At 65.1% G+C, this 26,164-nt stretch carries 23 protein-coding genes; 11 read left to right on the top strand and 12 right to left on the bottom strand.

The genetic code is table 11. From position 1 onward, the window contains the following. Positions 1-98 precede the first annotated feature (98 nt). The 7 genes from ubiB to FYM52_RS04905 form a co-directional block, all read right to left on the bottom strand. Positions 99-1,664, bottom strand: coding sequence for a ubiquinone biosynthesis regulatory protein kinase UbiB (gene ubiB / locus FYM52_RS04875; protein ID WP_154163286.1), 1,566 nt, complete (start codon positions 1,662-1,664; stop codon positions 99-101). Next, entirely contained in the window at positions 1,661-2,224 is a 564-nt protein-coding gene (locus FYM52_RS04880) for an SCP2 domain-containing protein (protein WP_042416934.1), read from the bottom strand. Before FYM52_RS04880 ends, ubiB begins: the two co-directional genes overlap by 4 nt. A 33-nt stretch (positions 2,225-2,257) precedes the next feature. Further along, positions 2,258-3,256 carry a Tim44 domain-containing protein gene (locus FYM52_RS04885; RefSeq protein ID WP_043380018.1) on the bottom strand — a complete coding sequence of 333 codons (999 nt, stop codon included), beginning with the start codon at positions 3,254-3,256 and terminating at the stop codon, positions 2,258-2,260. Between the two features lie 81 nt (positions 3,257-3,337). Then, complete coding sequence (gene ubiE, locus FYM52_RS04890; RefSeq protein WP_042416939.1) at positions 3,338-4,069, bottom strand: bifunctional demethylmenaquinone methyltransferase/2-methoxy-6-polyprenyl-1,4-benzoquinol methylase UbiE; 732 nt, start codon at positions 4,067-4,069, stop codon at positions 3,338-3,340. 206 nt (positions 4,070-4,275) lie between these two features. Continuing rightward, the gene (locus tag FYM52_RS04895) at positions 4,276-4,725 is read right to left on the bottom strand and encodes a gamma-butyrobetaine hydroxylase-like domain-containing protein (protein ID WP_154163287.1); all 450 of its coding nucleotides are present in this window, start codon (positions 4,723-4,725) and stop codon (positions 4,276-4,278) included. Between the two features lie 112 nt (positions 4,726-4,837). Beyond that, positions 4,838-5,278: an HIT family protein gene (locus FYM52_RS04900; protein WP_042416945.1), complete on the bottom strand. Its 441-nt coding sequence runs from the start codon at positions 5,276-5,278 to the stop codon at positions 4,838-4,840. Next, positions 5,275-9,186: a DUF3683 domain-containing protein gene (locus FYM52_RS04905; RefSeq protein ID WP_154163289.1), complete on the bottom strand. Its 3,912-nt coding sequence runs from the start codon at positions 9,184-9,186 to the stop codon at positions 5,275-5,277. The genes FYM52_RS04900 and FYM52_RS04905 overlap by 4 nt, the downstream gene beginning before the upstream one ends. A gap of 411 nt (positions 9,187-9,597) precedes the next feature. Between FYM52_RS04905 and ugpB the strand changes: the two genes are divergently transcribed. The 5 genes from ugpB (at position 9,598) to ugpQ (ending at position 14,835) form a co-directional block, all read left to right on the top strand. Beyond that, entirely contained in the window at positions 9,598-10,917 is a 1,320-nt protein-coding gene (gene ugpB / locus FYM52_RS04910) for a sn-glycerol-3-phosphate ABC transporter substrate-binding protein UgpB (RefSeq protein ID WP_154163290.1), read from the top strand. Positions 10,918-11,138: 221 nt separating this feature from the next. Next, complete coding sequence (ugpA, locus tag FYM52_RS04915) at positions 11,139-12,020, top strand: sn-glycerol-3-phosphate ABC transporter permease UgpA (protein WP_042416954.1); 882 nt, start codon at positions 11,139-11,141, stop codon at positions 12,018-12,020. Between the two features lie 2 nt (positions 12,021-12,022). Continuing rightward, a complete protein-coding gene (ugpE, locus tag FYM52_RS04920; protein ID WP_154163291.1) occupies positions 12,023-12,871 on the top strand; it encodes a sn-glycerol-3-phosphate ABC transporter permease UgpE in 849 nt (282 codons plus the stop codon). Between the two features lie 48 nt (positions 12,872-12,919). Continuing rightward, positions 12,920-13,927, top strand: a complete 1,008-nt coding sequence (locus FYM52_RS04925) for a sn-glycerol-3-phosphate import ATP-binding protein UgpC (protein WP_042416960.1) — start codon at positions 12,920-12,922, stop codon at positions 13,925-13,927. A gap of 131 nt (positions 13,928-14,058) precedes the next feature. Then, the gene (gene ugpQ / locus FYM52_RS04930; protein WP_154163292.1) at positions 14,059-14,835 is read left to right on the top strand and encodes a glycerophosphodiester phosphodiesterase; all 777 of its coding nucleotides are present in this window, start codon (positions 14,059-14,061) and stop codon (positions 14,833-14,835) included. Between the two features lie 170 nt (positions 14,836-15,005). On the opposite strand, the gene FYM52_RS04935 is transcribed toward ugpQ, so the two are convergent. From FYM52_RS04935 to FYM52_RS04945, 3 genes are all read right to left on the bottom strand, one after another. Next, positions 15,006-15,977: a tripartite tricarboxylate transporter substrate binding protein gene (locus FYM52_RS04935; protein WP_154163293.1), complete on the bottom strand. Its 972-nt coding sequence runs from the start codon at positions 15,975-15,977 to the stop codon at positions 15,006-15,008. 208 nt (positions 15,978-16,185) lie between these two features. After that, positions 16,186-17,088 carry an N-formylglutamate amidohydrolase gene (locus tag FYM52_RS04940; RefSeq protein ID WP_154163294.1) on the bottom strand — a complete coding sequence of 301 codons (903 nt, stop codon included), beginning with the start codon at positions 17,086-17,088 and terminating at the stop codon, positions 16,186-16,188. Next, positions 17,088-18,071, bottom strand: a complete 984-nt coding sequence (locus FYM52_RS04945; protein WP_154163295.1) for a tripartite tricarboxylate transporter substrate binding protein BugE — start codon at positions 18,069-18,071, stop codon at positions 17,088-17,090. The genes FYM52_RS04940 and FYM52_RS04945 overlap by 1 nt, the downstream gene beginning before the upstream one ends. 119 nt (positions 18,072-18,190) lie before the next feature. Between FYM52_RS04945 and FYM52_RS04950 the strand changes: the two genes are divergently transcribed. Then, entirely contained in the window at positions 18,191-19,096 is a 906-nt protein-coding gene (locus FYM52_RS04950) for a LysR substrate-binding domain-containing protein (protein ID WP_154163296.1), read from the top strand. Between the two features lie 64 nt (positions 19,097-19,160). Here the strand turns inward: FYM52_RS04950 and FYM52_RS04955 are convergent, their stop codons facing one another. Then, on the bottom strand, positions 19,161-19,439 hold the full coding sequence (locus FYM52_RS04955) for a hypothetical protein (RefSeq protein ID WP_154163297.1): 279 nt from the start codon (positions 19,437-19,439) through the stop codon (positions 19,161-19,163). Between the two features lie 72 nt (positions 19,440-19,511). On the opposite strand from FYM52_RS04955, the gene hemA reads away from it, so the two are divergent. The 5 genes from hemA (at position 19,512) to FYM52_RS04980 (ending at position 25,064) form a co-directional block, all read left to right on the top strand. Next, positions 19,512-20,807: a glutamyl-tRNA reductase gene (hemA, locus tag FYM52_RS04960; protein ID WP_154163298.1), complete on the top strand. Its 1,296-nt coding sequence runs from the start codon at positions 19,512-19,514 to the stop codon at positions 20,805-20,807. A gap of 104 nt (positions 20,808-20,911) precedes the next feature. Then, positions 20,912-21,994 carry a peptide chain release factor 1 gene (gene prfA / locus FYM52_RS04965; protein WP_154163299.1) on the top strand — a complete coding sequence of 361 codons (1,083 nt, stop codon included), beginning with the start codon at positions 20,912-20,914 and terminating at the stop codon, positions 21,992-21,994. A 195-nt stretch (positions 21,995-22,189) separates the two neighbouring features. Further along, a complete protein-coding gene (gene prmC / locus FYM52_RS04970; protein WP_234687625.1) occupies positions 22,190-23,038 on the top strand; it encodes a peptide chain release factor N(5)-glutamine methyltransferase in 849 nt (282 codons plus the stop codon). 52 nt (positions 23,039-23,090) lie between these two features. After that, the gene (gene grxD / locus FYM52_RS04975; protein ID WP_042416983.1) at positions 23,091-23,414 is read left to right on the top strand and encodes a Grx4 family monothiol glutaredoxin; all 324 of its coding nucleotides are present in this window, start codon (positions 23,091-23,093) and stop codon (positions 23,412-23,414) included. Positions 23,415-23,615: 201 nt separating this feature from the next. After that, positions 23,616-25,064: a hemolysin family protein gene (locus FYM52_RS04980; protein WP_081888972.1), complete on the top strand. Its 1,449-nt coding sequence runs from the start codon at positions 23,616-23,618 to the stop codon at positions 25,062-25,064. 378 nt (positions 25,065-25,442) lie between these two features. On the opposite strand, the gene FYM52_RS04985 is transcribed toward FYM52_RS04980, so the two are convergent. Then, on the bottom strand, positions 25,443-26,087 hold the full coding sequence (locus FYM52_RS04985; RefSeq protein WP_370513800.1) for a lytic transglycosylase domain-containing protein: 645 nt from the start codon (positions 26,085-26,087) through the stop codon (positions 25,443-25,445). Between the last annotated feature and the right edge of the window lie 77 nt (positions 26,088-26,164).

The raw sequence follows: 26,164 nt of genomic DNA on the forward strand, positions 1-26,164 counted from the left end.
ATCCAATGACATCGAAATCCAAACGGAACAAGCGCTAAGCGCTCCTTTTTTCTTGAACTGAGCACCTGCTCACGCAGCAGGCGCCCATGCAGGCCGGATCAGAAAAGCCGAATTCGCGTAAGGACTTGCATGACCAGCATGCCTAGTACAAACCCGAGCCCGCCGTACACCAGCCCCTGCAGCAAACGATTGGTACGCCGCTGCTCGCGAAGCAACTCCTGTACCAGTTCCGGGTCCGCAGCCTGCTGGCGCTGCAGCGCGGCGTGCACCAGGCGCGGCAACTCCGGAATCAGCTTGGCGTAGCGCGGGGCCTCGGCCTGCAGCTCGCGCCAGAAGCGCTGCGGCCCCATCTGCTCCAGCATCCACTTTTCCAGGAAGGGCTTGGCCGTGCTCCACAGGTCCAGGTTGGGGTCCAGCTGGCGGCCCAGGCCTTCGATATTGAGCAGCGTCTTTTGCAACAGCACCAGCTGCGGCTGGATCTCGACCTGGAAGCGGCGCGAGGTCTGGAACAGGCGCATCAGCACCATGCCCAGCGAAATCTCGGCCAGCGGACGGTCAAAGTACGGCTCGCACACGGCGCGGATGGCCGCTTCTAGCTCTTCCACACGCGTGCTCGCCGGCACCCAGCCACTTTCGATGTGCAGGGCGGCCACGCGCTTGTAGTCGCGGCGGAAGAAGGCCAGGAAGTTCTGCGCCAGGTATTCCTTGTCGAACTCGGTCAGCGTGCCGACGATGCCGAAGTCCAGCGAGATGTAGCGCCCGAAGGTGGCCGGTGCCAGGCTGACCATGATGTTGCCCGGGTGCATGTCGGCGTGAAAGAACCCGTCGCGGAACACCTGGGTGAAGAACAGGGTCACGCCGTCACGCGCCAGCTGCGGAATGTCCACCCCGGCTTCGCGCAGGCGCTCGGTCTGGCTGATGGGCACGCCGTGCATGCGCTCCATCACCATCACCTCGGCATGGCAATAGTCCCAGAACACCTCGGGGATCAGCACCAGGTCCAGGCCCTCCATGTTGCGGCGCAGCTGTGCCGCGTTGGAGGCCTCGCGCACCAGGTCCAGCTCGTCGTGCAGGTAGTTGTCGAACTCGGCGACCACCTGGCGCGGCTTCAGGCGCTTGCCATCGGCCGAGAGCTTTTCCACCCAGCCGGCCATCATGTGCATCAGGGCCAGGTCCTTGTCGATCACCGTCTTCATGCCCGGGCGCAGCACCTTGACCGCCACCTCGCGCTCCACGCCATGCTTGTCGCGGGTCACGGCAAAGTGCACCTGGGCGATCGAGGCGCTGGCCACCGGCGTGCGCTCGAACTGCACAAAGATCTCGTCCAGCGGTTTGCGAAAATTGCGCTCGATGGTGTCGACGGCGATCTGCGAATCAAACGGCGGCACCCGGTCCTGCAGCTTGGCCAGCTCCTCGGCCACATCGGGCGGCATCAGGTCGCTGCGCGTGGACAGCACCTGACCGAACTTCACGAAGATGGGGCCCAACTGCTCCAGCGCCTCGCGCAGGCGCTGGCCGCGCGGCGCATCCAGCTTGCGGCCGATGGTGAGCACGCGGCGCAGGCGGTGCAGCCACGGGTGCTGGAAGCTGGAAAGCACCAGCTCATCCAGGCCGTAGCGCAGCACCACCCAGATGATGGTGCAGCCTCGGAAAAAGCGGCTCATTGCGACAACCGGTCCGCGCCGCTGGCGGCAGCGCCTTGGCCCATGCGACCGCCGACAAACTGGCGCACCGCCCCGGCAATGCTGCGCCCCAGATTGGCCAGGGTGTGCGCGGGCACGTCGCCGATGATGCGGGACATGTCTTCCTCGACGTCCCACTGCACGTTGTCAACCAGCCAGTTGATGTCGGCCGCCAGTTGCACATCGCCCTGGATGCGCAAGGCTGGCTTGTCACCGCGCAGCGCCATCTGGGCCAGGGCCAGCGGGTTGCTGTCGGTGATCTCCAGCTGCAGATCAGGCTGGGCGCCCTCGGCCGCCAGGTTCAGCAGGCCGGCCGGGGTCACCACCAGGGCCATGTTGAAGTTGCGCCACTGCACACGGGCCACGCGCCCCTTTTGCCGCACCAGGCGCTCCATGGCCTCGCGTTCCTGCATCAACACGTGGTTGAGAAACAGCACGATGCGCTGCTGGGTTTCGTGGACGAGCCAGCTGGGCGGCTGCACGGCCTGCACCGCGCGTTCCACCAAGCCGTTCAGTAAAGAAAAAGGGGACTGTGTTGCCATAGTCCCCTGATTATTCCTGAAGTCGCAAGTTTTTTAGGCCAAGGCCTGTAAACCCGCTACCAACCAGCCGCTGGAGTTGTCCTTGGGCTTGGCCATGTTCCACACTTCACGGAAGGGGTTGGGGCCGGCGGAGGCTTCTTCGCGGATCAGGCCGGAGAATTCCACGCTGGCCATGTAGGAATCGCCCAGGTCCTCGATGCCCAGCAACTGCGCATCGATCATGACCACGTCGGTCTGGTTGAGGGCACCACCGCTCTGGGCTTCGCGCTCTTCCAGCTGGTGCTTGATCTCGGCCAGCATGCCGTCGGTCATCATGGAGCGCAGGGTGGTGATGTCACCCTTGTCCCAGGCCGCCTGCAGGGTCACGAAGTTGCGCTTGGACGCCTCCAGGAAACCCTGTGTGTCGAAGTCGGCAGGCACGCTCCAGGTTGAGGCTGCGGTGCCCAGGCCGGAGCCGATCATGCTGCCGCTGGCACCGGGGATCTGCTCCCAGGGACGGGCCGAGGCGTCATTGCCCACGTTCTGGGGCTTGTACTGGGGCGGTGTGGCCACGCTGTCGGGCGTCACCGGGGCACCGGCGCCCTGGAAGGCGAAGGGCGAGGCCGCCGCCATCGCGGGCGCCGCCTTCTTGTTGGCGCGGGCGCGCATCACCATGCCGACCACGACCATCACGGCCAGGGCCAGCAGGCCGAACATCAGCATGTTGGCGAAGGCTTCGCCAAAGCCCAGGCTGTGGGCCAGCCAGGCCAGCCCCAGGCCAGCAGCCAGGCCGCCAAGCATGGCGCCCCAGGGCTTCTTGGCGGCGGCTGCGGGGGCCGCCGCGGGGGGCGTTGCGGGTTTGGCAGCGGCGGTGTTCTGCGCAGGCTGCTGCGCAGGGCTGGCCGGTGGGGTGGCTGGGGGCGTCGCCTGGCGCTGCGTCACATTGCTGGACTGCTTGCCGATCGAGCCGCCACCGCCCATGCGCTTGGCTTCTGCCAGGGGATGCATGACGACCAATGCCGCCGCCAATGTCACTGCCCACACCTTCTTCATCGCTGTATCTCCGCTTGAATTTGAATAAACCGTTGATTAACCAAAACCTGCAAACACGTTATGCATGGGACATCTCCCTGTTCAGCATTTGATCCCGACATGCAGCGCGACGATGCCGGCCGACATGTTGTGGTAGTCCACGTGCCCGAAGCCCGCCTGCTGCATCAGGGCCTTGAGCTCCTCCTGGCCCGGGTGCATGCGGATGGATTCCGCCAGATAGCGGTAGCTGTCGGGGTCGCCCGCCACCATCGAGCCCATCTTGGGCAGGATGTTGAAGGAGTACCAGTCGTACACCTTCTCCAGCGGTTTGGCGACCTTGGAAAACTCGAGCACTAGCAGCTTGCCGCCGGGCTTGAGCACGCGGTTCATTTCCTTGAGGGCGGCGTCCTTGTGCGTCATGTTGCGCAGGCCGAAGGCCACACTCACCAGATTGAAATGGTTGTCGGGGAAGGGCAGCTTCTCCGCATCGCACACCAGCGTGGGCAGGAAGATGCCTTTGTCGGTCAGGCGGTCACGTCCAACGCGCAGCATGGCTTCGTTGATGTCGGTGTGCACCACGGTGCCACTGGCGCCGACCTTCTTGGAGAACGCCATGGACAAGTCGCCCGTGCCCCCGGCAATGTCCAGCACCTGGTCGCCCTCTTTGAGGTTGGCCACCATCACGGTATAGGCCTTCCAGGCGCGGTGCAGTCCGCCGGACATCAGGTCGTTCATGACGTCGTACTTGGACGCCACGGAGTCGAACACGCCGCGCACGCGACTGGCCTTGTCTTTTTCGTCGACCGTCTGGAATCCAAAGTGTGTGCTGCTCATAAGCTTGAAATGTAAGCAGGCTGCTGCGTCTGGTACAGCGACAACCCCGTGCACCCCCAGGGCATAGCAGGCCTGCAGTCAAAATCTGGTGCCGGGAAAACGCTTTTCAAGCGGTCGTCTCCAGCTACTTTAAATATAGCACCACCGAGGGAATATCCCAGCCCAGCGACGGCACTTGTTGCGCGCGGGGCATGCCGCCCCGGGCTTCAGCAGCCGCAGGAGCCGCTGCCGCAGCCACCACCGCTGCTGGCACCACCGCCGGTGCCGCAGCTGCCGCCGGACTTCTGCGGCATGGGGGTGTCGCGGTCCACGCCGGCCGCCTCCAGGCGCGCCAGGTAGTCGCGCCACAGGGTGTCCTGGTTCTGGCCCAGCTCGTACAGGTAGTTCCAGGTGAACAGGCCGCTTTCATGGCCGTCGCTGAAGAACGGCTTGATGGCGTAGTTGCCCACCTGTTCGATGTTGTCGATGCCGACTTCGCGCTTGCCGGTCTGCAGCACTTCCTGGCCCGGGCCATGGCCCTGCACTTCGGCCGAGGGGGAATACACGCGCAGCAGCTCGAAGGGCAGGCGGAAGGTCTGGCCGTCGGAATAGCCGACCTCCAGCACGCGCGAGGCGGCGTGCACGGTCAGCGATTGGGGAAGAGACATGTCTGCCATGGAATGCAACCTATCAAAACAATAGCTGCCTGCGCTTGCCAAACGCCAACTTCAGCCCTGAAACCTGCTGAAGTCGCGATATGGTCAGCGCAAACCGCTCACATCAATGTGATCACGCCCAGCGTGCCAGCGCCTGGGCGATGGCAGCATCGCAGTCGGCGAGTGCGTCCTGCAATTGTGCTTCGCGGGCCAAATCGCGCGCCCGCAAGGGGTTTGCCCAGACGGGCGCCGGGAAATGGCTGTCCCAGTCATGGCGCGCAATCACATGCCAGTGCAGGTGCGGCACCATGTTGCCCAGGGCAGCCAGGTTGATCTTGGTGGGCTGCAGCTCGGTGCGCAGCACGCGCTCCACCGCGGCCACCACGGCCATGCAGGTGTTGCGATCGACCTCGGACAGGTCCGACAGCTCGGCCGCATGCGCGGTCCAGATCACGCGGTAGAAGGCCGGGAAGCCCTCCTCCTGCGCCCGGATGACGCGCAGCTGTGCGCCCTGCCAGACGGGCAGGCCGCCCGCCTCGCGGCACAGCACGCAGTCCGCGGACGGCGCGCTCACAGCAGCACCCGTTCGATGCCGCCGGCGTTGGCGCGCTGCACGTAGTCCGGCATCCAGTTCTCGCCCAGGATCTGCTTGGCCATCTCGACCACGATGTAGTCGGCTTCCAGCAGACCGTTCTGCAGGTCGTTGCCGTAGCGGCTCAGGCCTTGCAGGCAGCTGGGGCAGCTGGTCAGGATCTTGACGTTGTCCTTGGCACCGACGGAGCCGTTGGCCCGCAGCTCAGCCTCACCCTGGCGCAGCTCGGTTTCCTTGCGGAAACGGATCTGCGTGGAGATGTCAGGCCGCGTCACGCCCAGAGTGCCGGATTCACCGCAGCAGCGGTCGCTCTTGAGCACGCCATCGCCGACCAGGGCCTTGACGGTCTTCATCGGATCCTGCTGCTTCATGGGGCTGTGGCAGGGGTCGTGGTACAGGTAGCCGCCCTGCGCCCCCTCCGCCGCGCCCGGCAGCGTGATGCCCTTTTCCAGCAGGTACTCGTGGATGTCGATGATGCGGCAGCCCGGGAAGATCTTGTCGAAGGCGTAGCCCTGCAACTGGTCGTAGCAGGTGCCGCAGCTGACCACCACGGTCTTGATGTCCAGGTAGTTCAGCGTGTTGGCCACGCGGTGGAACAGCACGCGGTTGTCCGTGATCATCTTGTCCGCCACGTCGTACTGGCCCGAGCCGCGTTGCGGATAGCCGCAGCACAGATAGCCCGGTGGCAGCACCGTCTGCACGCCGGCATGCCACAGCATGGCCTGGGTGGCCAGGCCCACCTGGCTGTACAGGCGCTCCGAACCGCAGCCGGGGAAGTAGAACACCGCCTCGGTGTCGGCCGTCGTCGCCTGGGGGTCGCGGATGATGGGGACGTAGTCCTTGTTCTCGATGTCCAGCAGCGCGCGTGCCGTCTTGGTCGGCAGACCGCCTGGCAGCTTCTTGTTGACGAAGTGGATCACCTGCTCCTTGAGCGGTGGCTTGCCCACCGAGGCCGGTGGGTGCTTCATCTGCGGCTTGGCCACGGCGTGCAGCAGGTCGGACGCCAGGCGCTGCGCCTTGAAGCCCACGCCCACCATGCCCTTGCGCAACAGGTTGATGGTGTCGGGGTTGGTGGCATTCAGCATGGCCATGGCCATCTTGTTGCCGGGATTGAAGCTCTTCTTACCCATCTTGCGCAGCAGGTTGCGCATGTTCATGGTCACATCGCCGAAGTCGATCTTGACCGGGCAGGGCGTGAAGCACTTGTGGCAGACCGTGCAGTGGTCGGCCACGTCCTCAAACTCCTGCCAGTGCTTGATGGACACGCCGCGGCGCGTCTGCTCCTCGTACAAGAAGGCCTCGACCAGCAGCGAAGTGGCCAGAATCTTGTTGCGCGGGCTGTACAGCATGTTGGCGCCGGGCACGTGCGTGTTGCACACGGGCTTGCACTTGCCGCAGCGCAGGCAGTCCTTGACCGAATCAGCGATGGCGCCGATGTCGCTTTGCTGCATGATCAGCGACTCGTGGCCCATCAGGCCGAACGAGGGCGTGTAGGCGTTAGTCAGGTCAGCGTACATCAGCGCGTCGCGCGGCGACTCGGCCGGCACCAGACCGTTCTTTTCGCGGATCAGCTTGCCGCGGTTGAAGCGGCCATGGGGATCGATGCGCTTCTTGTAGTCGGCGAACGGCTGCAGCTCCTCATCGCTCAAAAATTCGAGCTTGGTGATGCCGATGCCGTGCTCGCCGGAGATCACGCCGTCCAGGCTGCGCGCCAGCTGCATGATGCGCGCCACGGCTTCGTGCGCGGTCTGCAGCATCTCGTAGTCGTCGGAATTGACGGGGATGTTGGTGTGCACATTGCCGTCACCGGCGTGCATGTGCAGTGCCACCCAGACACGGCCCTTGAGGACCTGCTGGTGGATCTTGACGGTCTCGGCCAGGATGGGCTTGAAGGCGTCGCCATTGAAGATCTGCGCCAGGGGCGCCTTGATCTGCGTCTTCCAACTGGCGCGCAGGCTGTGGTCCTGCAGTTGCGGAAACAGGGTGGCCACGTCGGCCAGCCAGCCCGCCCACAGGGCGCGCACGTCCTGCACCAGCGCGATGGCCTGTTGCACCCGGTCTTCCAGCAGTTCGGCCGAGGGAATTTCACCCGCATCGTCCTGCTTGCCCAGCGGGAGATTGCCCTTTTCAAAGAAGGCCAGCAAGGCATCGCAGAACTTGAGCTTGTTGCGCAGGCTCAGCTCGATGTTGATGCGCTCGATGCCGTCCGTGTACTCCGCCATGCGGGGCAGCGGGATCACCACGTCCTCGTTGATCTTGAAGGCGTTGGTGTGGCGGCTGATGGCGGCCGTACGCTTGCGGTCCAACCAGAATTTCTTGCGCGCCTCGGCGCTGATGGCCACAAAGCCTTCGCCGTTGCGCGAATTGGCGATGCGCACCACTTCCGAGGTCACGCGCGCCACTTCGTCGGCGTCGTCACCGACGATGTCGCCGATCAGCACCATCTTGGGCAGGCCGCCGTTGCCCTTCTTGGACTTGGTGGCATAGCCCACGGCCTTCAGGTAGCGGTCGTCCAGGTGCTCCAGGCCGGCCAGCAGCACGCCCGAGCGTTTTTGCTCCTCGAACATGTAGTCCTTGATCTCGACGATCGAGGGCACGGCATCCTTGGCGTTGCCAAAGAACTCCATGCACACGGTGCGGGTGTGCTCGGGCATGCGGTGCACGATCCAGCGCGCGCTGGTGATCAGGCCGTCCGTGCCTTCCTTCTGCACCCCGGGCAGGCCGGAGAGGAACTTGTCCGTGACGTCCTTGCCCAGGCCTTCCTTGCGGAACTTCTGACCGGGAATGTCCAGGCGCTCGGTGCGCAGCGGCGTCTTGCCGTCGGCCGCGAAGTAGCGTAGCTCGAAGCTGGCCATCTCGGCATCGTGGATCTTGCCCAGGTTGTGGCCAATGCGCACCACCTCCAGCCATTCGGCATCGGGGGTGACCATGCGCCAGGAGGCCAGGTTGTCCAGTGCCGTGCCCCACAGCACGGCCTTCTTGCCACCGGCGTTCATGGCGATGTTGCCGCCGATGCAGGACGCCTCGATCGAGGTCGGGTCCACCGCGAACACAAAGCCCGCGCGCTCGGCCGCATCGGCCACGCGCTGGGTCACCACGCCGGCTTCCGTCCACACCGTGGGCACGGGGTGGTCCACGCCAGGCAGTGCCACCGACTCCACCTCGGTGATGGCCTGCAGCTTTTCGGTGTTGATGACCACCGAGCGCCAGGTCAACGGAATCGCGCCACCGGTGTAGCCGGTACCGCCGCCCCGCGGAATGATGGTCAGACCCAGCTCGATACAGCCCTTGACGAGACCGGCCATCTCGACTTCCGTGTCCGGGGTCAGCACCACGAAGGGGTATTCGACACGCCAGTCGGTGGCGTCGGTCACATGGCTGACGCGCGACAGGCCGTCAAACTTGATGTTGTCCTTGTGCGTGAGCTTGCCCAGGGTCTTGCGCACGCGGTGGCGCAACTCGGCCGCCTCGACGAACATGCGGTCAAACTCAACCACGGCGCGGTTGGCGGACTTGATCAGCTCGCCCACCAGATGATCGCGTTGCGGGTCATCCTGTGGCATGCGGCGCTTGTGGACCTCGGCCATGCGGTGTTGCAAGGCATCGACCAAGAGCTTGCGGCGCCCGGGGTTGTCCAGCAGGTCGTCCTGCAGGTAGGGGTTGCGCTGCACCACCCACATGTCGCCCAGCACCTCGTACAGCATGCGGGCAGAGCGGCCGGTCTGGCGCTCTTCACGCAGCTGGTTGAGCACACTCCAGGCCGAAGTGCCCAACAAGCGGATCACAATTTCCTTGTCGGAGAACGAGGTGTAGTTGTAGGGAATCTCTCGGAGACGGGCGGGTTCGGCAACCTTGGTTTCCAGCATTGCCTGCGCAATCGGTGCATTCATGGACGTGGACCGGATCGGGCGCTCAAGCGGCGCCCCTGAGTCATGGGGGGGCCAATTTTATGCCACCCCTAGGCACCACCCCCGAGGCTGTGTCAGAGACCTCTCGGCGCGCTGACCCAGCCGCCACCGCCGCGGCACGTCAGATTTGAACCACTACGCAAATCCCACAATTGCGAAAATAAATAATCAAAAAAGAAAAGAATTCGCGCATACCCGCATTCACCAGCGCAGGCCCGGCTTCTAGAATGCGGCCACAGCCACGGGCCACCCACCGGCGTTTGCCACGCAAGTGGAGTACAAAGGACCGTGCGGCTGTCATTTGGCCCTACACCGGCCGGATGACTGTCATAAAAGTGCCATCTTCATTCTTAGGATGGGCAGCACACATTTCTACACGTTGAGGAGTTTTCCATGCAATACAAGCGTTTCGCCCTGACCGCCGTCGTCGCGGCCACCGCCATGGGCGCAGCCAATGCAGCCACTGAAATCCAGTGGTGGCACTCGATGACCGCCGTGAACAACGAGTGGGTCAACGATCTGGCCAAGCAGTTCAACGAAAGCCAGAGCGAATACAAGGTGGTCCCCACGTTCAAGGGCGTGTATGACGAATCCATGACCGCCGCCATCGCGGCCTTCCGCTCCGGCAATGCGCCCCACATCCTGCAAGTGTTTGAAGTGGGCACCGCCACCATGATGGCCTCCAAGGGCGCCACCGTGCCCGTGGGCAAGATCATGGCCGATGCCGGCGCCAAGTTCGACCCCTCGGCCTACATCCCCGCCGTGGCCGGTTACTACACCGCCCCCAACGGCCAGATGCTGAGCTTCCCGTTCAACAGCTCGACCACCATCTTCTACTACAACAAGGACGCCTTCAAGAAGGCTGGCCTGAACGCCGACGTGGCCCCCAAGACCTGGCCCGAAGTGTTCGCCGCAGCCAAGAAGCTGAAGGAATCCGGCCACAGCTGCCCCATGACCCTGGCCTGGCAAGGCTGGACCCAGCTGGAGTCCTTCTCCACCTGGCACAACGTGGAGTTCGCCACCCACCAGAACGGCCTGGGCAAGGAAGGCTACAAGGCCCGCCTGAAGATCAACTCGCCCCTGCACGTCAAGCACATCGAGAACCTGGGTGAAGCCGCCAAGAATGGCGAGTTCGTCTACAAGGGCCGTGCGTCCACCGCCCAGGCTTCGTTCACGGCTGGCGAGTGCGCCATGATCCAGACCTCGTCCGGCTTCTACGGCGACGTGTCCAAGAACGCCAAGTTCGCCTACGGCCTGGCCCCTCTGCCCTATTACCCCGATGTGAAGGGCGCACCCCAGAACACCGTGATCGGTGGTGCGTCCCTGTGGGTGATGGCAGGCAAGAAGGCCCCCGAGTACAAGGGCGTGGCCAAGTTCTTCGAATTCCTGTCCAAGCCTGAAATCCAGGCCGCTTCGCACCAGCGCACCGGCTACCTGCCTGTGACCATGGAGTCCTTCAAGATGACCGAAGCTTCGGGCTTCTACCAGAAGAACCCCGGCACCGACGTGGCCGTGAACCAGATGATCCGCAAGGTGACCGACAACTCGCGCGGCATCCGCCTGGGCAACTACGTGCAGATCCGCACCATCGAGGACGAAGAACTCGAACAAGTGTGGTCCGGCAAGCAATCCGGCAAGCAAGCGCTGGACAACATCGTCAAGCGTGGTGACGAACTGCTGGCCCGCTTCGAGCGCGCCAACGGCGGCAAGTAACCCGCGACCACAGAAGGGCTAATACCCTTCTGACTTCAACGGAACAGCCGCTGCGTCTCTGGCGCAGCGGCTGACAGCTAGGCACAATACGCGCTCATTCGATACACATAGTGTTTCGCCTTGGTTCGTTTTGACGCGATTCCAACGCGACACGCCTCGATGACCCTCACTCTCCTCCGCGGCTGATGCAGCTCCGGCGGTTTTTTATTTTGTGATCCATCATGGAAAAACGCGTACTTTTCCGCTCCCGATGGCTGCCCTGGGCGCTGATCATGCCCCAGCTGCTCATCATCGGCATCTTCTTCTTCTGGCCAGCCGGCCAAGCCGTGCTCCAGTCTTTCCAGATGGAAGATGCGTTCGGCATGTCGACCGAATGGGTCGGATTGGACAACTTCCGCAACCTGCTGGATGACCCCACCTACCTGAATTCCTTCCAGCGCACCGCCGTGTTCTCGGTGCTGGTGGCAGGGGTCGGGATCGCCGTGTCACTGGGTCTGGCGATCTTTGCCGACCGCATCATCCGCTTCGCCATGGTCTACAAGACCCTGCTGATCGTGCCCTACGCCGTGGCGCCCGTGATCGCCGGCGTGCTGTGGGTCTTCATGTTCTCGCCCTCCATCGGCGTGATCACCCACTACCTGGGCAAACTCGGCTACGAGTGGAACCACCTGATGAACGAGAACCAGGCCATGGCCCTGATCGTCATCACGTCGGTGTGGAAGCAGATCTCGTACAACTTCCTGTTCTTCCTGGCCGGCCTGCAGTCGATCCCCAAGGCGCTGATCGAGGCTGCCTCGATTGACGGTGCCGGCCCCTGGCGCCGTTTCTGGAACATCCAGCTGCCCCTGCTGTCGCCCACCACCTTCTTCCTGCTGGTGATCAACATCGTGTACGCGTTCTTCGACACCTTCGGCATCATCGACGCGGCCACGCAAGGCGGCCCCGGCCAGTCGACCTCGATCCTGGTCTACAAGGTGTACCAAGATGGCTTCAAGGCCCTGGACCTCGGTGGCTCGGCCGCCCAGTCCGTGATCCTGATGCTGATCGTTGTCGTGCTGACCGTGATCCAGTTCCGCTATGTTGAAAAGAAAGTGCAGTACTGATCATGGTTGATCGCAATCCCTGGCTCACCTTCATCTCGCACACCGTCCTGATCCTCGGCGTGGCGATCGTCGCCTTTCCGCTGTACCTGGCGCTGATCGCCTCGACCCACACGGCCGATGCCATCGTGCAGTCGCCCATGCCGCTGCTGCCCGGCGCCCACATGTGGGACAACTACAAGGAAGCGCTGCTGGGCTCCGGCAAGCTGGGCTCCAACACCAACGTCGTGCACATGATGTGGGTGAGCTTCGTGGTGGCCATGGTCATCACCCTCGGCAAGATCGCCATCTCGCTGCTGTCGGCCTTCGCCATCGTCTACTTCCGCTTCCCCTTCAAGATGCTGTGCTTCTGGGCCATCTTCCTGACGCTGATGCTGCCCGTGGAAGTGCGGATTCTGCCCACCTACAAGGTCGTGGCCGACCTGGGCCTGCTCAACAGCTACGCAGGCCTGACCCTGCCCCTGATCGCCTCGGCGACCGCCACCTTCCTGTTCCGCCAGTTCTTCCTGACCGTGCCGGACGAGCTGGTGGAGGCCGCCCGCATCGACGGCGCCGGCGCCATGCGCTTTTTCAAGGACATCCTGGTGCCCTTGTCCAAGACCTCGATCGCTGCGCTGTTCGTGATCCAGTTCATCTACGGCTGGAACCAGTACCTGTGGCCGCTGCTGATGACCACCTCGGAAGACATGTACCCCGTGGTGATCGGCATCAAGCGCATGCTGGCCGGCGGTGAAGCCGCCGTGGACTGGAACATCGTGATGGCCACTGCCATCCTGGCCATGCTGCCCCCGACCTTGGTCGTGATCCTGATGCAAAAGTGGTTTGTCAAAGGCCTGGTGGATACCGAAAAGTAATCCGCTGCCGCATCCACCCTCTTTTGACCGATTCAACGAAATACTGTTATGGCATCCATCTCTCTCAAGAACATCGTCAAGCGCTACGGCACCGGCAAGACGGCCGTGCCCGTGATCCATGGCGTGAACGTCGACATCAAGGACGGCGAATTCATCGTGCTGGTCGGCCCCTCGGGCTGCGGCAAGTCCACCCTGCTGCGCATGATTGCCGGCCTGGAAGAAATCACCGGTGGTGACCTGATCATCGGCGACAAGAAGGTCAACGACCTGGAACCCGCCAAGCGCAACATCGCCATGGTGTTCCAGAACTACGCGCTCTACCCCCACATGAGCAACTACGAGAACATGGCCTACGGCCTGAAGCTCGCCAAGGTGCCCGAGGACGAGATCAAGCGCCGCGTGGACAAGGCCGCCAAGATCCTGGAGCTGTCCCACCTGCTGGACCGCAAGCCGCGCCAGCTGTCCGGCGGCCAGCGCCAGCGCGTGGCCATGGGCCGCGCCATCGTGCGCCAGCCCCAGGTGTTCCTCTTCGACGAGCCCCTGTCCAACCTGGACGCCAAGCTGCGCGGCCAGACCCGCATCGAGATCCAGAAGCTGCACGCCGAACTGGGCATCACCAGCCTGTTCGTGACCCACGATCAGGTCGAGGCCATGACCCTGGCCCAGCGCATGGTGGTGATGAACGGCGGCAACGTGGAACAGTTCGGCACGCCCGAAGAGGTCTACCACACCCCCGCTTCCACCTTCGTGGCCGGCTTCATCGGTTCGCCCCCGATGAACCTGCTCAAGCACTCGCCCAACGGCAAGCCCGGCCTGATCCTGGGCATCCGCCCCGAGCACATCGACCTGGTGGAAACCGGCGGCGTGGAATTCCGCGTGGAAACCGTGGAACTGCTGGGTGCCGAGCGCCTGCTGTACGGCAAGGTGGGTGACGAGGACGTCACCGTGCGCGTGGAAGAAGGCAAGCCCTTCCCTAAGCCCGGCGAGACCGCCCGCATCTCGGCCCGCCAGGACCGTCTGCACTGGTTCGACGCCGAAACCGGCAAGCGCGCCTGAGCGTTCAGGCGCGTGGCCGCGCCGAATGCACAGGTGCATGCCTGCGGAATGACTTCTGCACTAAGCTTTCCCAAGCGCCCCAGCCCACGCTGACGGCGCTTTTTTCACGTCTCTAGGGGCGCAAATCCACGATGACTACTGCATTGAAACCCTGGCCCTACCCCCGTTGGGTGGCCCACCGCGGTGCCGGCAAGCTGGCACCGGAAAACACCTTGAGCGCCTTCCGCCTGGGCGCGCAGCACGGCTACCGCTTTTTTGAGTGCGACGCCAAGCTCAGCAGCGATGGCGTGCTGTTCCTGATGCACGACGCCACGCTGGAGCGCACCACCAACGGCCACGGCGTCGGCGGCGCATTGACCATGGGTCAGATCGCCCAGCTCGATGCCGGCAGCTGGCACTCGCGCGCCTACGCGGGCGAGGCCCTGCCCACGCTGGAAGCCCTGGCGCGCTGGTGCCTGGCCAACCACCTGCACCTGAATGTGGAGATCAAGCCCACACCCGGCCAGGAGCTGGAAACCGGTCGCGCCTGCGGCACGCTGATGCAGCGCATCTGGCCGCACAGCGACGTGCCGCCGCTGTTCACCTCGTTCAAGCCCGAGGCCCTGCAGGGCGCGCGCGAAACCGCGCCCCACATCCCGCGCGGCCTGCTGGTGGACAAGCTGGCCGATGGCAACGGTGACGCCGATCTGCAAGTGGCCTTGGACCTGGACTGCCACGCCATGGTGCTCAACCACGCGCTGTGGACCCCCGAGCTGGTGGCCAAGGTGCATGGCGCCGGCCTGCGCTGCAGCAGCTACACCGTGAACGACGAATGGGCCGCCCAGCGCCTGATCGACCTGGGCACGGACGGCATCATCACCGACCGCGTGGACCTGTTCAGCCCGGCCCAAACTAGCACCTCGATCTAAAAAAGAGAGCTGTTTGCGCTCTATCACAGCGCATTTCATGCACAAAACACACTGAAATGCTTGCACAGCGCGCGCTGTGCGCTATCGAGTTCGCCAGCACGGCATCCAAAAAGGCCTTCCCCTGCGGGAAGGCCTTGCTCTTTGCGCAGCCTGCCACGCGGGCTGCACGCTCAGTCCATCTTCGTGCCCGAGGCCTTGACCGCATCGGCCCAGCGGGGCATTTCGGCGGCGAGGAACTTGGCAAAGGTCTCGGACCCCATGAAGTCGGGGTTGGCGCCCTGGCTGACCATGCGCTCGCGCAGCTCGGGGTTCTCCATCACCTTCTGGAAGGCCTGGCTCAGGCGATCGACCACAGGCTTGGGCGTGCCGGCCGGGGCCAGGAAGCCGTAGAAGCCAACCACTTCGAAGCCCTTGAGGCCGCTTTCGATGGCGGTCGGGATCTCGGGCAGCGCCGGGTTGCGCTCCCGGCTGGTCACGGCCAGCGCGCGCACCTTGCCCTGCTTGTGGTAGGCCGCGGCCTGCGGAATGCTCTCAGCCATGAACTGCACCTGCCCGCCCATCAGGTCGGTGAAGGCCGGGGCGCTGCCCTTGTAGGGGATGTGCACCATCTGGATGCCGGTGGCGGACTTGAACATCTCGGGCACCAGGTGGCTGATGCCACCGTTGCCGGCCGAGCCGAAGTTGACCTTGCCCGGATGGGCCTTGGCATAGCTGATGAACTCCGGCAGGGTCTTGACTGGGGTGTTGTTGCTGACCAGCAGCGCCAGCGGCTGCATGGCGGTGCGCGCAATCGGCGTGAAGTCCCGCAGCGTCTGGTAGGGCAGCTTGGGGTAGAGCGCGGGGTTGATCACCATCACCCCGGTGTTGGCGATCATCAGCGTGTGCCCGTCGGGCGCTGCCTTCATGACCTCCTGCGCCCCCAGCGTGCCGCCGGCACCGGGCTTGTAGTCCATGACGATGGGCTGGCCCAGCTCGGCCTGCAGCTTGTCGGACAGCAGGCGGGCGTGCTGGTCCAGCGGGCCGCCGGCCGGGAACCCCATCACGATGCGGATGGGCTTGCTGGGAAAGTCCTGCGCCTGCGCCCCCACCGCAGCCACCAGGCACGCGGCCGCAGCCAGGCATGTACGCCATGTTGTGTTCATTCAATGCTCCTTGTTGTGGAATGGCCCGCCTGCCGTCTGGCGACAGGCATGGCGGGCGGATTCTAGGGAGCCAGCCCGGGGCCGCGGGACTGTAATGTGACAAATTCATGTCAAATCCGTGAAAACCCCGGGGCGTTCGCGTGCCCTCACCCCGCGGGCGGTCAGGGCCATTCCGGGCCGCGATGCCGCCACCGACAAGCCCGCAGGCTCAGGCGCGCGGCAGTTGGCGCATGCGCTGGCGCACGTGCTCGGCCACCACCGGCATCAACTGCTGCAGGTGCTGCTGCACCTGGGCAAAGCCGGCGCTGGGCAGGCGTGTGTCCTCGTCCAGGTAGATGCGGCGGTTGATCTCGATTTGCAGGCTGTGGCGGTGCAGATGCGGCTGGCCAATGCGGCCGATCAGGGCCACGCCCTTGTACGGCTCGTTGTAGGCCACGCTGTAGCCCTGGGCCTGCAAGGTCTCGCCAATCAGGCGGATAAAGTCCGGATCGCAGGTCGTGCCATCCCGGTCGCCCAGGACAAAGTCGGCCAGGGTCTTCTCGGGCGTGCCCAGGCGCTGGTAGACATCGCTGGGCATGGAGTGCAGGTTGATGTGCCAGACCCCGCCGAAACGCCCCACACACCAGCGGATGGCCTGCGCCAGCGCGGCGTGGTAGGGGCGCCAGTAGCGCTCGATGCGCTGCTGCACCTCGGCCACGCTGAGTGCGCGGTCGTACACCGGGGTGGAACGGCCGGCCTGGCTGAGCTTCTCCCACACCAGACCTAAGCCCTGCAGGGTCTTGGGGCTGGGGTGCAGCGGCGTGGGCCAGGGGCCGTCCAGCATCGCGGGGTTGATGTCGTCTTCCTCGCGGTTGGGATCGATGTAGGTGCGCGGAAACGTGGCCTCGACCAGGGTCGCACCATGCTCGGGCCAGGCCTGCCACAGGCGGTCCACCAGCGAGTCCTCCCCGCGGCGCAGCTGCGCCAGGGGCAGCGCGAACCCGAAATCCGCCGGATAGGCCGTGCCGCTGTGCGGGGAGTCGCACACCAGCGGCAAGACCTCGGCCTGGGGCGGGTGCACCCGCACCGGGGCCTCCGGGCGGGGCTGCAGAAAATCAGGCAAACCGGGCATCAGTTGATCTTGATGTTGGCGCGCTGGGCCACGGCGGTGTAGCGGGCGATGGCGGCATCGATCTGCTTGGCAAACTGCTCGGGCGTGTTGGCCATACCTTCACCGGCGATGTCCTTTTGCTTGGCCAGGTAGCTGGGGTCCTGCATGGCCTTGTGGGCGGCCGCGTTCAGCTGGTCGATGATGGCCTTGGGCGTGCCTGCGGGGGCCACCAGGCCGAACCAGCCGCCATCACCCATCTGGGGGTAGCCCAGCTCGGCATAGGTGGGCACGTCCGGCAGCACCTCGGTGCGCTTGAGCGCCAGCACCGCCAGCGGACGCAGCTTGCCGGCCTTGATATTGGTCAGCGACGAGGACAGGTTGTCCGTCATTGCGTGCACCTGGCCCCCCAGTGCGTCGTTCAGCGCCTGGCCCGCGCCCTTGTAGGGGATGTGCAGCAGGTCGATGCCCGCCAGGTTCATGAAGTTTTCGATGTTGGCATGGCCCAGCGAGCCGGTGCCGGGCGAGGCGAAGCTGTACTTGCCGGGTTCCTTCTTGGCCAGGGCGATGAACTCCTTCATCGTCTTGGCAGGCACGCTGGGGTGCACCACAAACACGCTGGGCACGGCCATCACGTTGGTGATGGGGGCGAAGTCCTTTTTCGCGTCATAGGGCAACTTGGCCATGATCGCGGGGTTGGCGCCGTGCGTGGACACGGTGGCCATGCCGATGGTGTAGCCATCGGGAGCGGCCTTGGCGATTTCCGCGGCACCGATCGAGCCACCGGCGCCGCCCTTGTTCTCGATGACGATGGGCTGGCCCAGGATGGGGCCCATTTTGTCGGCCAGCAGGCGCGCCACGATGTCGGTCGACCCCCCCGCACCAAATGGCACCACCAGCTTGATCGGACGGCTGGGGTAGTTGTCGGCAGCCAGGGCAGCGGGGGCCAAAGCGCCCAAGGCGGCAGCAGCGGCGACGGAAGACAACAGGGTGCGGCGCAAGATCATGGGGTTTTCTCCAGGGTTCCGATGTTTTATGAGGGGTACGCACAGATTCTTGGCCACTGGGGCGCAGGAAAAAAGGGACAAAAAAACAAGCAAGCATTACCAAAAGTCATAATTTGGTCATGCGCCTTCAGTCCCCGTCCATTTCGGAGCTCCATGCCTTTGTCCAGGCCGCGCGGCTGGGCAGCTACACCCAGGCGGCCGATGCCCTGCAGGTCACCCAAGGGGCCATCAGCCGCGCGATTGCCCGCCTGGAAGAGCACCTGGGCTTTGCCGTCTTCGAGCGCCAGGGCCGGCGCAGCGTGCTGACCACGGCCGGGCGCCAGTACCTGGACGCCGTGGGGCCGGCCATCTTCACCATCGAATCGGCCACCCAGGCCATGCGCCGCAAGCGCGAGGGCCGGCATGTGCGCCTGTCCATGCCGCCCACGCTGTTCAGCCACTGGCTGATCCCGCGCCTGCCGGATTTCAGCGCGCGCCACCCGGGGACCGTGCTGTCGTTCGCCCCGTATCGGCGCGACGACCCCATCACCTCGCCCGACATCGACGCCTGGGTCCGCATCGGCAGCATGCCGTTTCCCGAGACCGTGCAGGCCGACTACCTGGTGGGCCGCGATCTGGTGCCCATCTGCCGGCCGCAGGATGCGTTGGGCATCTGCCGCCCGCAGGACCTGCTGCGCCGCCCGCTGCTGGCGCACACCAACTACCCGGACAATTGGGCGCGCTGGTTCGAAAAAATGGGCTGTGACGGCCCCTACCCGGCACCGGCCGCCGACTTCGAGTTGGTGGGCATGCTGGTGCAGGCCGTGGTCGCCGGCATGGGCGTGGCCGTGGTGCAGCGCTGCCTGATCGAGGACGATCTGGCCGCCGGGCGCGTGGCCATCCCCGTGCACCGGCCCTTCCAGATCGAGCGCGGCTATTTCCTGTGCCAGCCCGCTTCGCGGCCGGCCTCGCATGCGTTGCAGGATTTCCGTGACTGGGTGCTGGCGCAAGCCCGGGACGACCAGGCCCAGTACGCGCAGGCCTAGGCGCCTCCGCCGCACCACTTAGGCCGCAACTGTTCGGTCAGGAACGCGGGCAGCGTCGTGCGGCTCAGCCGCGCCAGCCCTGGGACATCAGCCACTGGCAGCTGCCCATGGCCAGCACCAGGACGGCATAAGTACCCATGCGGCCGTCGTGGCCGGTCAGCACCACGCCCAGGGCCAGCACCAGCACGCCCAGCAGCAGGTTGACGGCGGCCATCAGGTACCAGGGCAGCAGGTGCGCCCGTTTGCGCCACAGCACGCACGCGCCCAGCGCCAGCACCAGGGCCAGAAAAACAGCCGGTGCCACGAAGTTGAGCAGGTGGTTGAGGTAGTCCAGGACGGGCATAGAAATGACACAGATCAAGACTTTGGACTGTAGGACAGCGCAAAGCGGCAGCAAATTTTATAATCTCGGCTTATGGCAGTCTGGGCACTCGGCATCAACCACAACACGGCACCGTTGGATTTACGGGGCCGTTTTGCGTTCGCCATCGACCAGATCGCCCCCACCCTGCACGGATTGCGCCAGGCGCTGACCAGCGCCACACGCCACCCCGAGGTGGAAACCGCCATCCTCTCGACCTGCAACCGCACCGAGATTTACTGCGCCGCCGACGCCCCCGCCCTGGACCACACCCTGGGCTGGCTGGCCCATGCCGGCGGCGTGAGTGCGGACATGCTGCGCTCGCACTCCTACCTGCTGGAAGACGGCTCCGCCGCGCGCCATGCCTTCCGCGTGGCCTCAGGCCTGGACTCCATGGTGCTGGGCGAAACCCAGATCCTGGGCCAGATGAAGAACGCCGTGCGCGCCGCCGAGGAAGCCGGCGCCCTTGGCAGCACGCTGAACCAGCTGTTCCAGCGCAGCTTTGCCGTGGCCAAGGAAGTGCGCAGCTCCACCGAGATCGGCGAGCACTCGATTTCCATGGCCGCCGCCGCCGTGCGCCTGGCCGGCCAGCTGTTCGAAGACCTCACAAAGATCCGCATCCTGTTCGTGGGCGCCGGCGAGATGATTGAGCTGGCCACCACCCACTTTGCCGCCAAGAACCCCGCCCACATCACCATCGCCAACCGCACCATGGAGCGCGGGGAAAAGCTGGCCAGCCGCTTTGGCGCCGAGGTGATGCCGCTGGCCGAGATTCCCGAGCACCTGCACGAGTACGACGCCATCATCAGCTGCACGGCCTCGACCCTACCCATCATCGGCCTGGGAGCGATCGAGCGCGCGCTCAAAAAACGCAAGCACCGCCCCATGTTCATGGTCGACCTGGCCGTGCCCCGCGACATCGAGCCCGAGGTCAAGGACCTGCGTGACGTCTACCTGTACACCGTGGACGATCTGGCCAGCGTGGTGCGCACCGCCCAGGCCCAGCGCCAGGCCACCGTGGCCGAGGCCGAGGTCATCATCGACGCCGGCGTGCTGAACTTCATGCAGTGGATGCACCAGCGCGCCCAGGGCGGCGTGGTGCCGCTGATCCAGCAGCTCAACGCCCAGACCGATGCCTGGCGCGCCGCCGAAATCGCCCGCGCCAAGAAGCTGCTGGCCAAGGGCGAGGATGTGGATGCCGTGCTCGACGCCCTGTCACGCGGCCTGACCCAGAAGATGATGCACGGCACCCTGGCGGCCCTGCACAAGGGCAGCGCCGAAGAGCGCGCCCAGACGGTGGACACCGTCTCCCGGCTGTTCCTGCGCCCCGGCAAGCCCGGCCAGCGTTAGCGCCGCTGCGCGCTGCGGCTTCTGAGCCAAAACACCCTCCAGCGCCGATCTGACCAGCGCTTGCCGCTACGTTTCAAGTAGCACCCCATTTCCCCCAATCGACCATGCAACCATTCCTGCGCACCCAGCTGGAGCGCTATGCCCAGCGCCTTGAAGAACTGGATTTCCTGCTCTCGCGCGAAGACATCATGGGCGACATGCAGCAGTACCGCCGCATCTCGCGCGAGCATGCCGACGTGACCGCCGTGGCCGGCCGCTACCAGCGCTACCTGCAGACCGAGACCGACATCGCCACCGCACGCGAGATGCTGGACGACCCGGACATGGCCGAGATGGCGCAGGAAGAGATCCAGGCCGGCGAGGCCGAGCTGCTCAAGCTCGAGGACGAACTGCAGCGCCTGCTGCTGCCCAAGGACCCGGACGATGAGCGCCCGGCCTTCGTGGAAATCCGCGCCGGCACGGGCGGTGACGAATCAGCCCTGTTCGCCGGCGACCTGGCGCGCATGTACACCCGCTACGCCGCCAACGTGGGCTGGAAGGTGGAGGTGATGAGCGCCAACGACAGCGAACTGGGCGGCTACAAGGAAGTGGTGCTGCGCATCGAGGGCGAACGCGTGTACGGCGCGCTGCGCTTTGAATCCGGTGGCCACCGCGTGCAGCGCGTGCCCGCCACCGAGACCCAGGGCCGCATCCACACCAGCGCCTGCACCGTGGCGGTGATGCCCGAGCCCGACGAGCAGCAGGCCATCACCCTGAACCCGGCCGACCTGCGCATCGACACTTTCCGCGCCAGCGGCGCCGGCGGCCAGCACATCAACAAGACCGACTCGGCCGTGCGCGTGGTCCACCTGCCCACGGGCATCGTCGCCGAATGCCAGGACGGCCGCAGCCAGCACAGCAACAAGGCCAAGGCCCTGCAGGTGCTGCAGGCGCGCATTCAGGAAAAGGAACGCAAGGAGCGCGAGGCCAAGGAAGCCGCGCTGCGCAAGGGCCTGATTGGTTCGGGCGACCGCAGCGACCGCATCCGCACCTACAACTTCCCCCAGGGCCGCCTGACCGACCACCGCATCAACCTGACGCTGTACAAGCTGCTGAACATCATGGAAGGGGACCTGGGCGATGTGATCCAGGCGCTGCAGCAGGCCCGCGAGGCCGAACTGCTGGCCGAGCTGGAAGTGAATACTTAGGGAGATCGGCAAACACCATCCCGCACACCGAAGATGGACGATGGCAAAGCGTGAAACTGCGTGCCGTACTGGCGTGCGACAAGGCACAACAACGTATCCAGCGTGGTGTGAGCGAGTCTTTCAATCTTTTCAAGCCCAATTAACCTCTAACGCTCATACCGTCTGCTCCAGCAGCTATACAAAGTGAACTCACCTTTGACTTTGCAGCATGCCCTGCGCCAGGCCCACCAGCAGGGCCTGGCGCGCATTGACGCGCAAATGCTGCTGCTGCACGTGCTGGGCCAGCCCGGTGCCAGCCGCGCCTGGCTGCTGACGCACGACCAGGACCCGCTGAGCCACGACCAGCAGGCGCAGTTTGCGCAGCTGTGCGCCCAGCGCCTGGATGGCGTGCCCGTGGCCTATCTGACGGGCTGCAAAGAATTTTTCGGCCTGCCGCTGCAGGTGGATGCCCGCGTGCTGGACCCGCGCCCCGACACGGAGACGCTGGTGGAGTGGGTGCTGGACGTGGTGGAAAAAATCGTTTCACCCCGCGTGGCCGACCTGGGCACCGGCAGCGGTGCCATCGCCCTGGCCGTACAAAGCCAGCGCCCGGACGCCGCCGTGACCGCCGTCGACTTCAGCCCGCAGGCGCTGGACGTGGCGCGCGCCAACGCACAGCGCTTGCAGCTGCCGGTGCAGTTCGTGGCCTCGTCGTGGCTGGAGCAGGTGGAGGGGGTGTTTGACGTCATCGCCAGCAACCCGCCCTACATCCGCGAGGACGATCCCCACATGCCCGCGCTGCGCCACGAGCCCCGCCACGCCCTGACCAGCGGCGCCGACGGCCTGCAGGACCTGCGCGCCATCGTCGCCCAGGCCCCCGCGCACCTGCCGCCCGGCGGCTGGCTGCTGCTGGAGCACGGCTGGGACCAGGCCTCTGACGTGCAGGCCCTGCTGCGCAGCGCCGGTTTTGTGCAGGTGCACAGCCGCCAGGACCTGGCCGGCGTGGACCGCTGCACAGGCGGGCAAATCCCGGACGGCGCCAACGTTGGCGAGACAGTGAAATAATCACAGGCATTGCCGGGCGGACCACGCCCAGGCTCCCCTGCAAGGAGAACCCATGAGCGACGTACAACAACGCATCGACCAACTGGTCAAGAACAACGACATCCTGCTGTTCATGAAGGGCAGCGCCAGCTTCCCCATGTGCGGTTTCTCGGGCCGCGCCATCCAGATCCTGAAGGCCTGCGGCGTGGAGCCCAAGGCGATCGCCACCGTGAACGTGCTGGAAGACCAGGAAATCCGCCAGGGCATCAAGGACTACAGCAACTGGCCCACCATCCCCCAGCTGTACATCCGCGGCGAATTCATCGGCGGCTCGGACATCATGATGGAGATGTACGAGTCCGGCGAACTGCAGCAAGTGATCAACGGCGAGGCCTGATCACATGCAGCTGCTGGGACCGATGCCAACCCCAATGACCAGTACGGCTGGCATGGCCCCTGCTTTATCCAAAACCGCCCCTGTGGGCGGTTTTTTCGTTCTCGGCCGCAGGGCAGCGGCACAGAGTGATCGGTATGCCGGCATGCGAAGGAGGCATGCACAATGGTGACACTCGGCCGTCACCTGCCACCCCACTGACTTATGACGTTGACGCAAAGCCTGTTCATCATCGCGCTGTTGATTGCCGCCAGTGCCTTCTTCGCCGTGGCCGAGATTTCCCTCGCTGCCTCCCGCCGTCTGCGCCTGCGCCAGATGGCCGACGAAGACGACCCCCGCGCAGACAAGGCGCTGAGGATGCAGGAGCAGCCCGGCGACTATTTCACCGTGGTACAGGTGGGCCAGAACGGCATTGCCATCCTGGGCGGTATCGTCGGCGAAGGGGCCCTTAGCGGCACACTGGGCAGCCTGTTGACACTGTGGCTGCCCGAGAGCACCGCCAGCAGCCTGGGCTTCGTGCTGTCCTTCCTGGTAATCACCTCCCTGTTCATCCTGTTTGCTGACCTGGTGCCACGCCGCCTGAGCATGGTCGAGCCCGAGCACCTGCTGCTGCGCGTGCTGGGTCCGATGCAGCTGTGCATGACGGTGTTCAAGCCCATCGTCTGGATCTACGCCCGCATCACCGATGCGCTGATCCGCGTGCTGGGCCTGCCCGACCAGCGCGACGAGCGCATCACCTCGGACGACATCCTGGCCATGACCGAGGCCGGCGCGCGTGCCGGCGTGCTGGCGGTGCGCGAGCAACAGGCGATTGCCAACATCTTCGAGCTGGATTCGCGCACCGTGGCCTCGGCCATGACACAGCGAGACCGCATCGCTTACTTCCTGCGCGATGACCCGGACCACGTGATCCGCGCGCGCATCGCCGAGGAGCCCTTCTCCACCTACCCGGTGTGCGATGGCGACATCGACCACATCGTCGGCTACGTGGACGCCAAGGACCTGTTCCAGCGCGTGCTGAACAACCTGCCCATCTCGCTCAAGGACGACAGCCTGATCCGCCGCGTGCTGCTGGTGCCCGACAAGCTGACCCTGGCCGAGGTGCTGGACCAGTTCCAGCAGGTGCACGAAGACTTTGCCGTGATCCTCAACGAGTACAGCCTGGTTGTCGGCGTGGTCACGCTGAACGATGTGATGAGCACGGTCATGGGCGACCTGGTCTCGCCCGACGATGAAGAGCAGATCATCCGCCGTGACGAAAACTCCTGGCTGATCGACGGCATCACGCCCATCGACGATGTGCTGCGCGCCCTGGACCTGGAAGCCCTGCCGAATGAGGACGAGTACGAAACCCTGGCCGGCTTTCTGATGGTCATGCTGCGCCGCGTGCCGCGCCGCACCGATGCGGTGAACTGGGGCGGCTACCGCTTCGAGGTGATGGACGTGGACAGCTACCGCATCGACCAGGTGCTGGTCTCGCGCCTGCATGCAGATGGCAGCGTGATGCCGGTGCCAGACGCGCCGACCTCCACCCTGTCGGCCGTGGCCGCCGTGGCGGCGTCCGGCCCGGCCATGAGCACCCTGCCCGGCGCCGCCTCCAAACCCGAGGCCCAGCACCCCAAGCCCCAGCGCGAGACCCCCAGCGTGCCTTGAGCGTCCGTTGGACGCGCCCGCTTACCGACAGCGATCATCCGTGATCGCCGTCGGCGCGGAGGAACCCTGGCATAACTGGAGAAGTGACGGGGCAGCACCAGGCCCAGCGCGCCCGTGGCCTGACGCTGTAGCCGCAGGCGCGACGACCACCTCCCCGCAGCAGCACACGCCGGAGGACCTGCCCACAGACAGCAGTGCTGGGCATGCATCATCTGCCGCGCCACGCTCCCCCAACAACGGCGGCATCCACACTGCAACAGGCACCTGATTGCGCCGCAACCTTGCCACATTCACACAACTAGCGCAGACGAACAAAGGGTTTCAGAGCCCTTAGACCCTGAAACCCTTGTTTGCGCTGCGTCAACTGCTCTGCTTATTTCATGCCTGGCGCAACGCCTGCGGATCGAACAGCCACTGCTTCTGCGCGCCCAGCACCAGGCTGGGGTATTTGTCCTTGCCACGGCTGCCGTTGTAGCGCCCCAGGGCCATGAACAGGTCGCCACGCTCACGCTCCAAATAGTGGCGCAGGATCACGCAGCCAAAGCGCAGGTTGGTCTGCATATGGAACAGCTTGCCCGCATCGCCGTCGCCAATCACGCGCGTCCAGAACGGCATGATCTGCATGTAGCCGCGCGCCCCGGCCACCGAGACCGCGAACTTGCGAAAGCCGCTTTCCACCTGGATCAGGCCCAGCACCAGCGACACCTCCAGCCCTGCGCGCTTGGCCTCGTACCACACGGTCTGCAGAAAGTCGCGCCGCACCTCCCAGTCCGGCTTGCGGCGCTGCAGGCGGTCGCTCATGGTGGTCAGCCAGCGCAGGTAGGCGATGCGCGCGTCAGTGGAGGCAAACACCGGCTCCGGCGGCGCCAGGTCGCTGACGGCGGCGCTCAAGGCGCTGCGCACGGCATCGGCCAGCGGCTCTTCCAGCTGTGCACCGGCCTGCACCCACCCCGCCTGCCCCAGCGCCCAGGCCGCAGCCAGGCCCAGGCAGGCACGCCGGGCCGGTTGGTGGGGTGGGGGCAAGAACGAGGACCGGGGCATGCAGGGATCGAATTCTGTCAGGGGGTGAGATAGCGCCTGGCTGGCACAGCCGCCAGTGT

Source organism: Comamonas sp. CAH-2, assembly GCF_009668305.1.
GTDB classification, from domain to species: Bacteria; Pseudomonadota; Gammaproteobacteria; order Burkholderiales; family Burkholderiaceae_C; genus Comamonas; species Comamonas aquatica.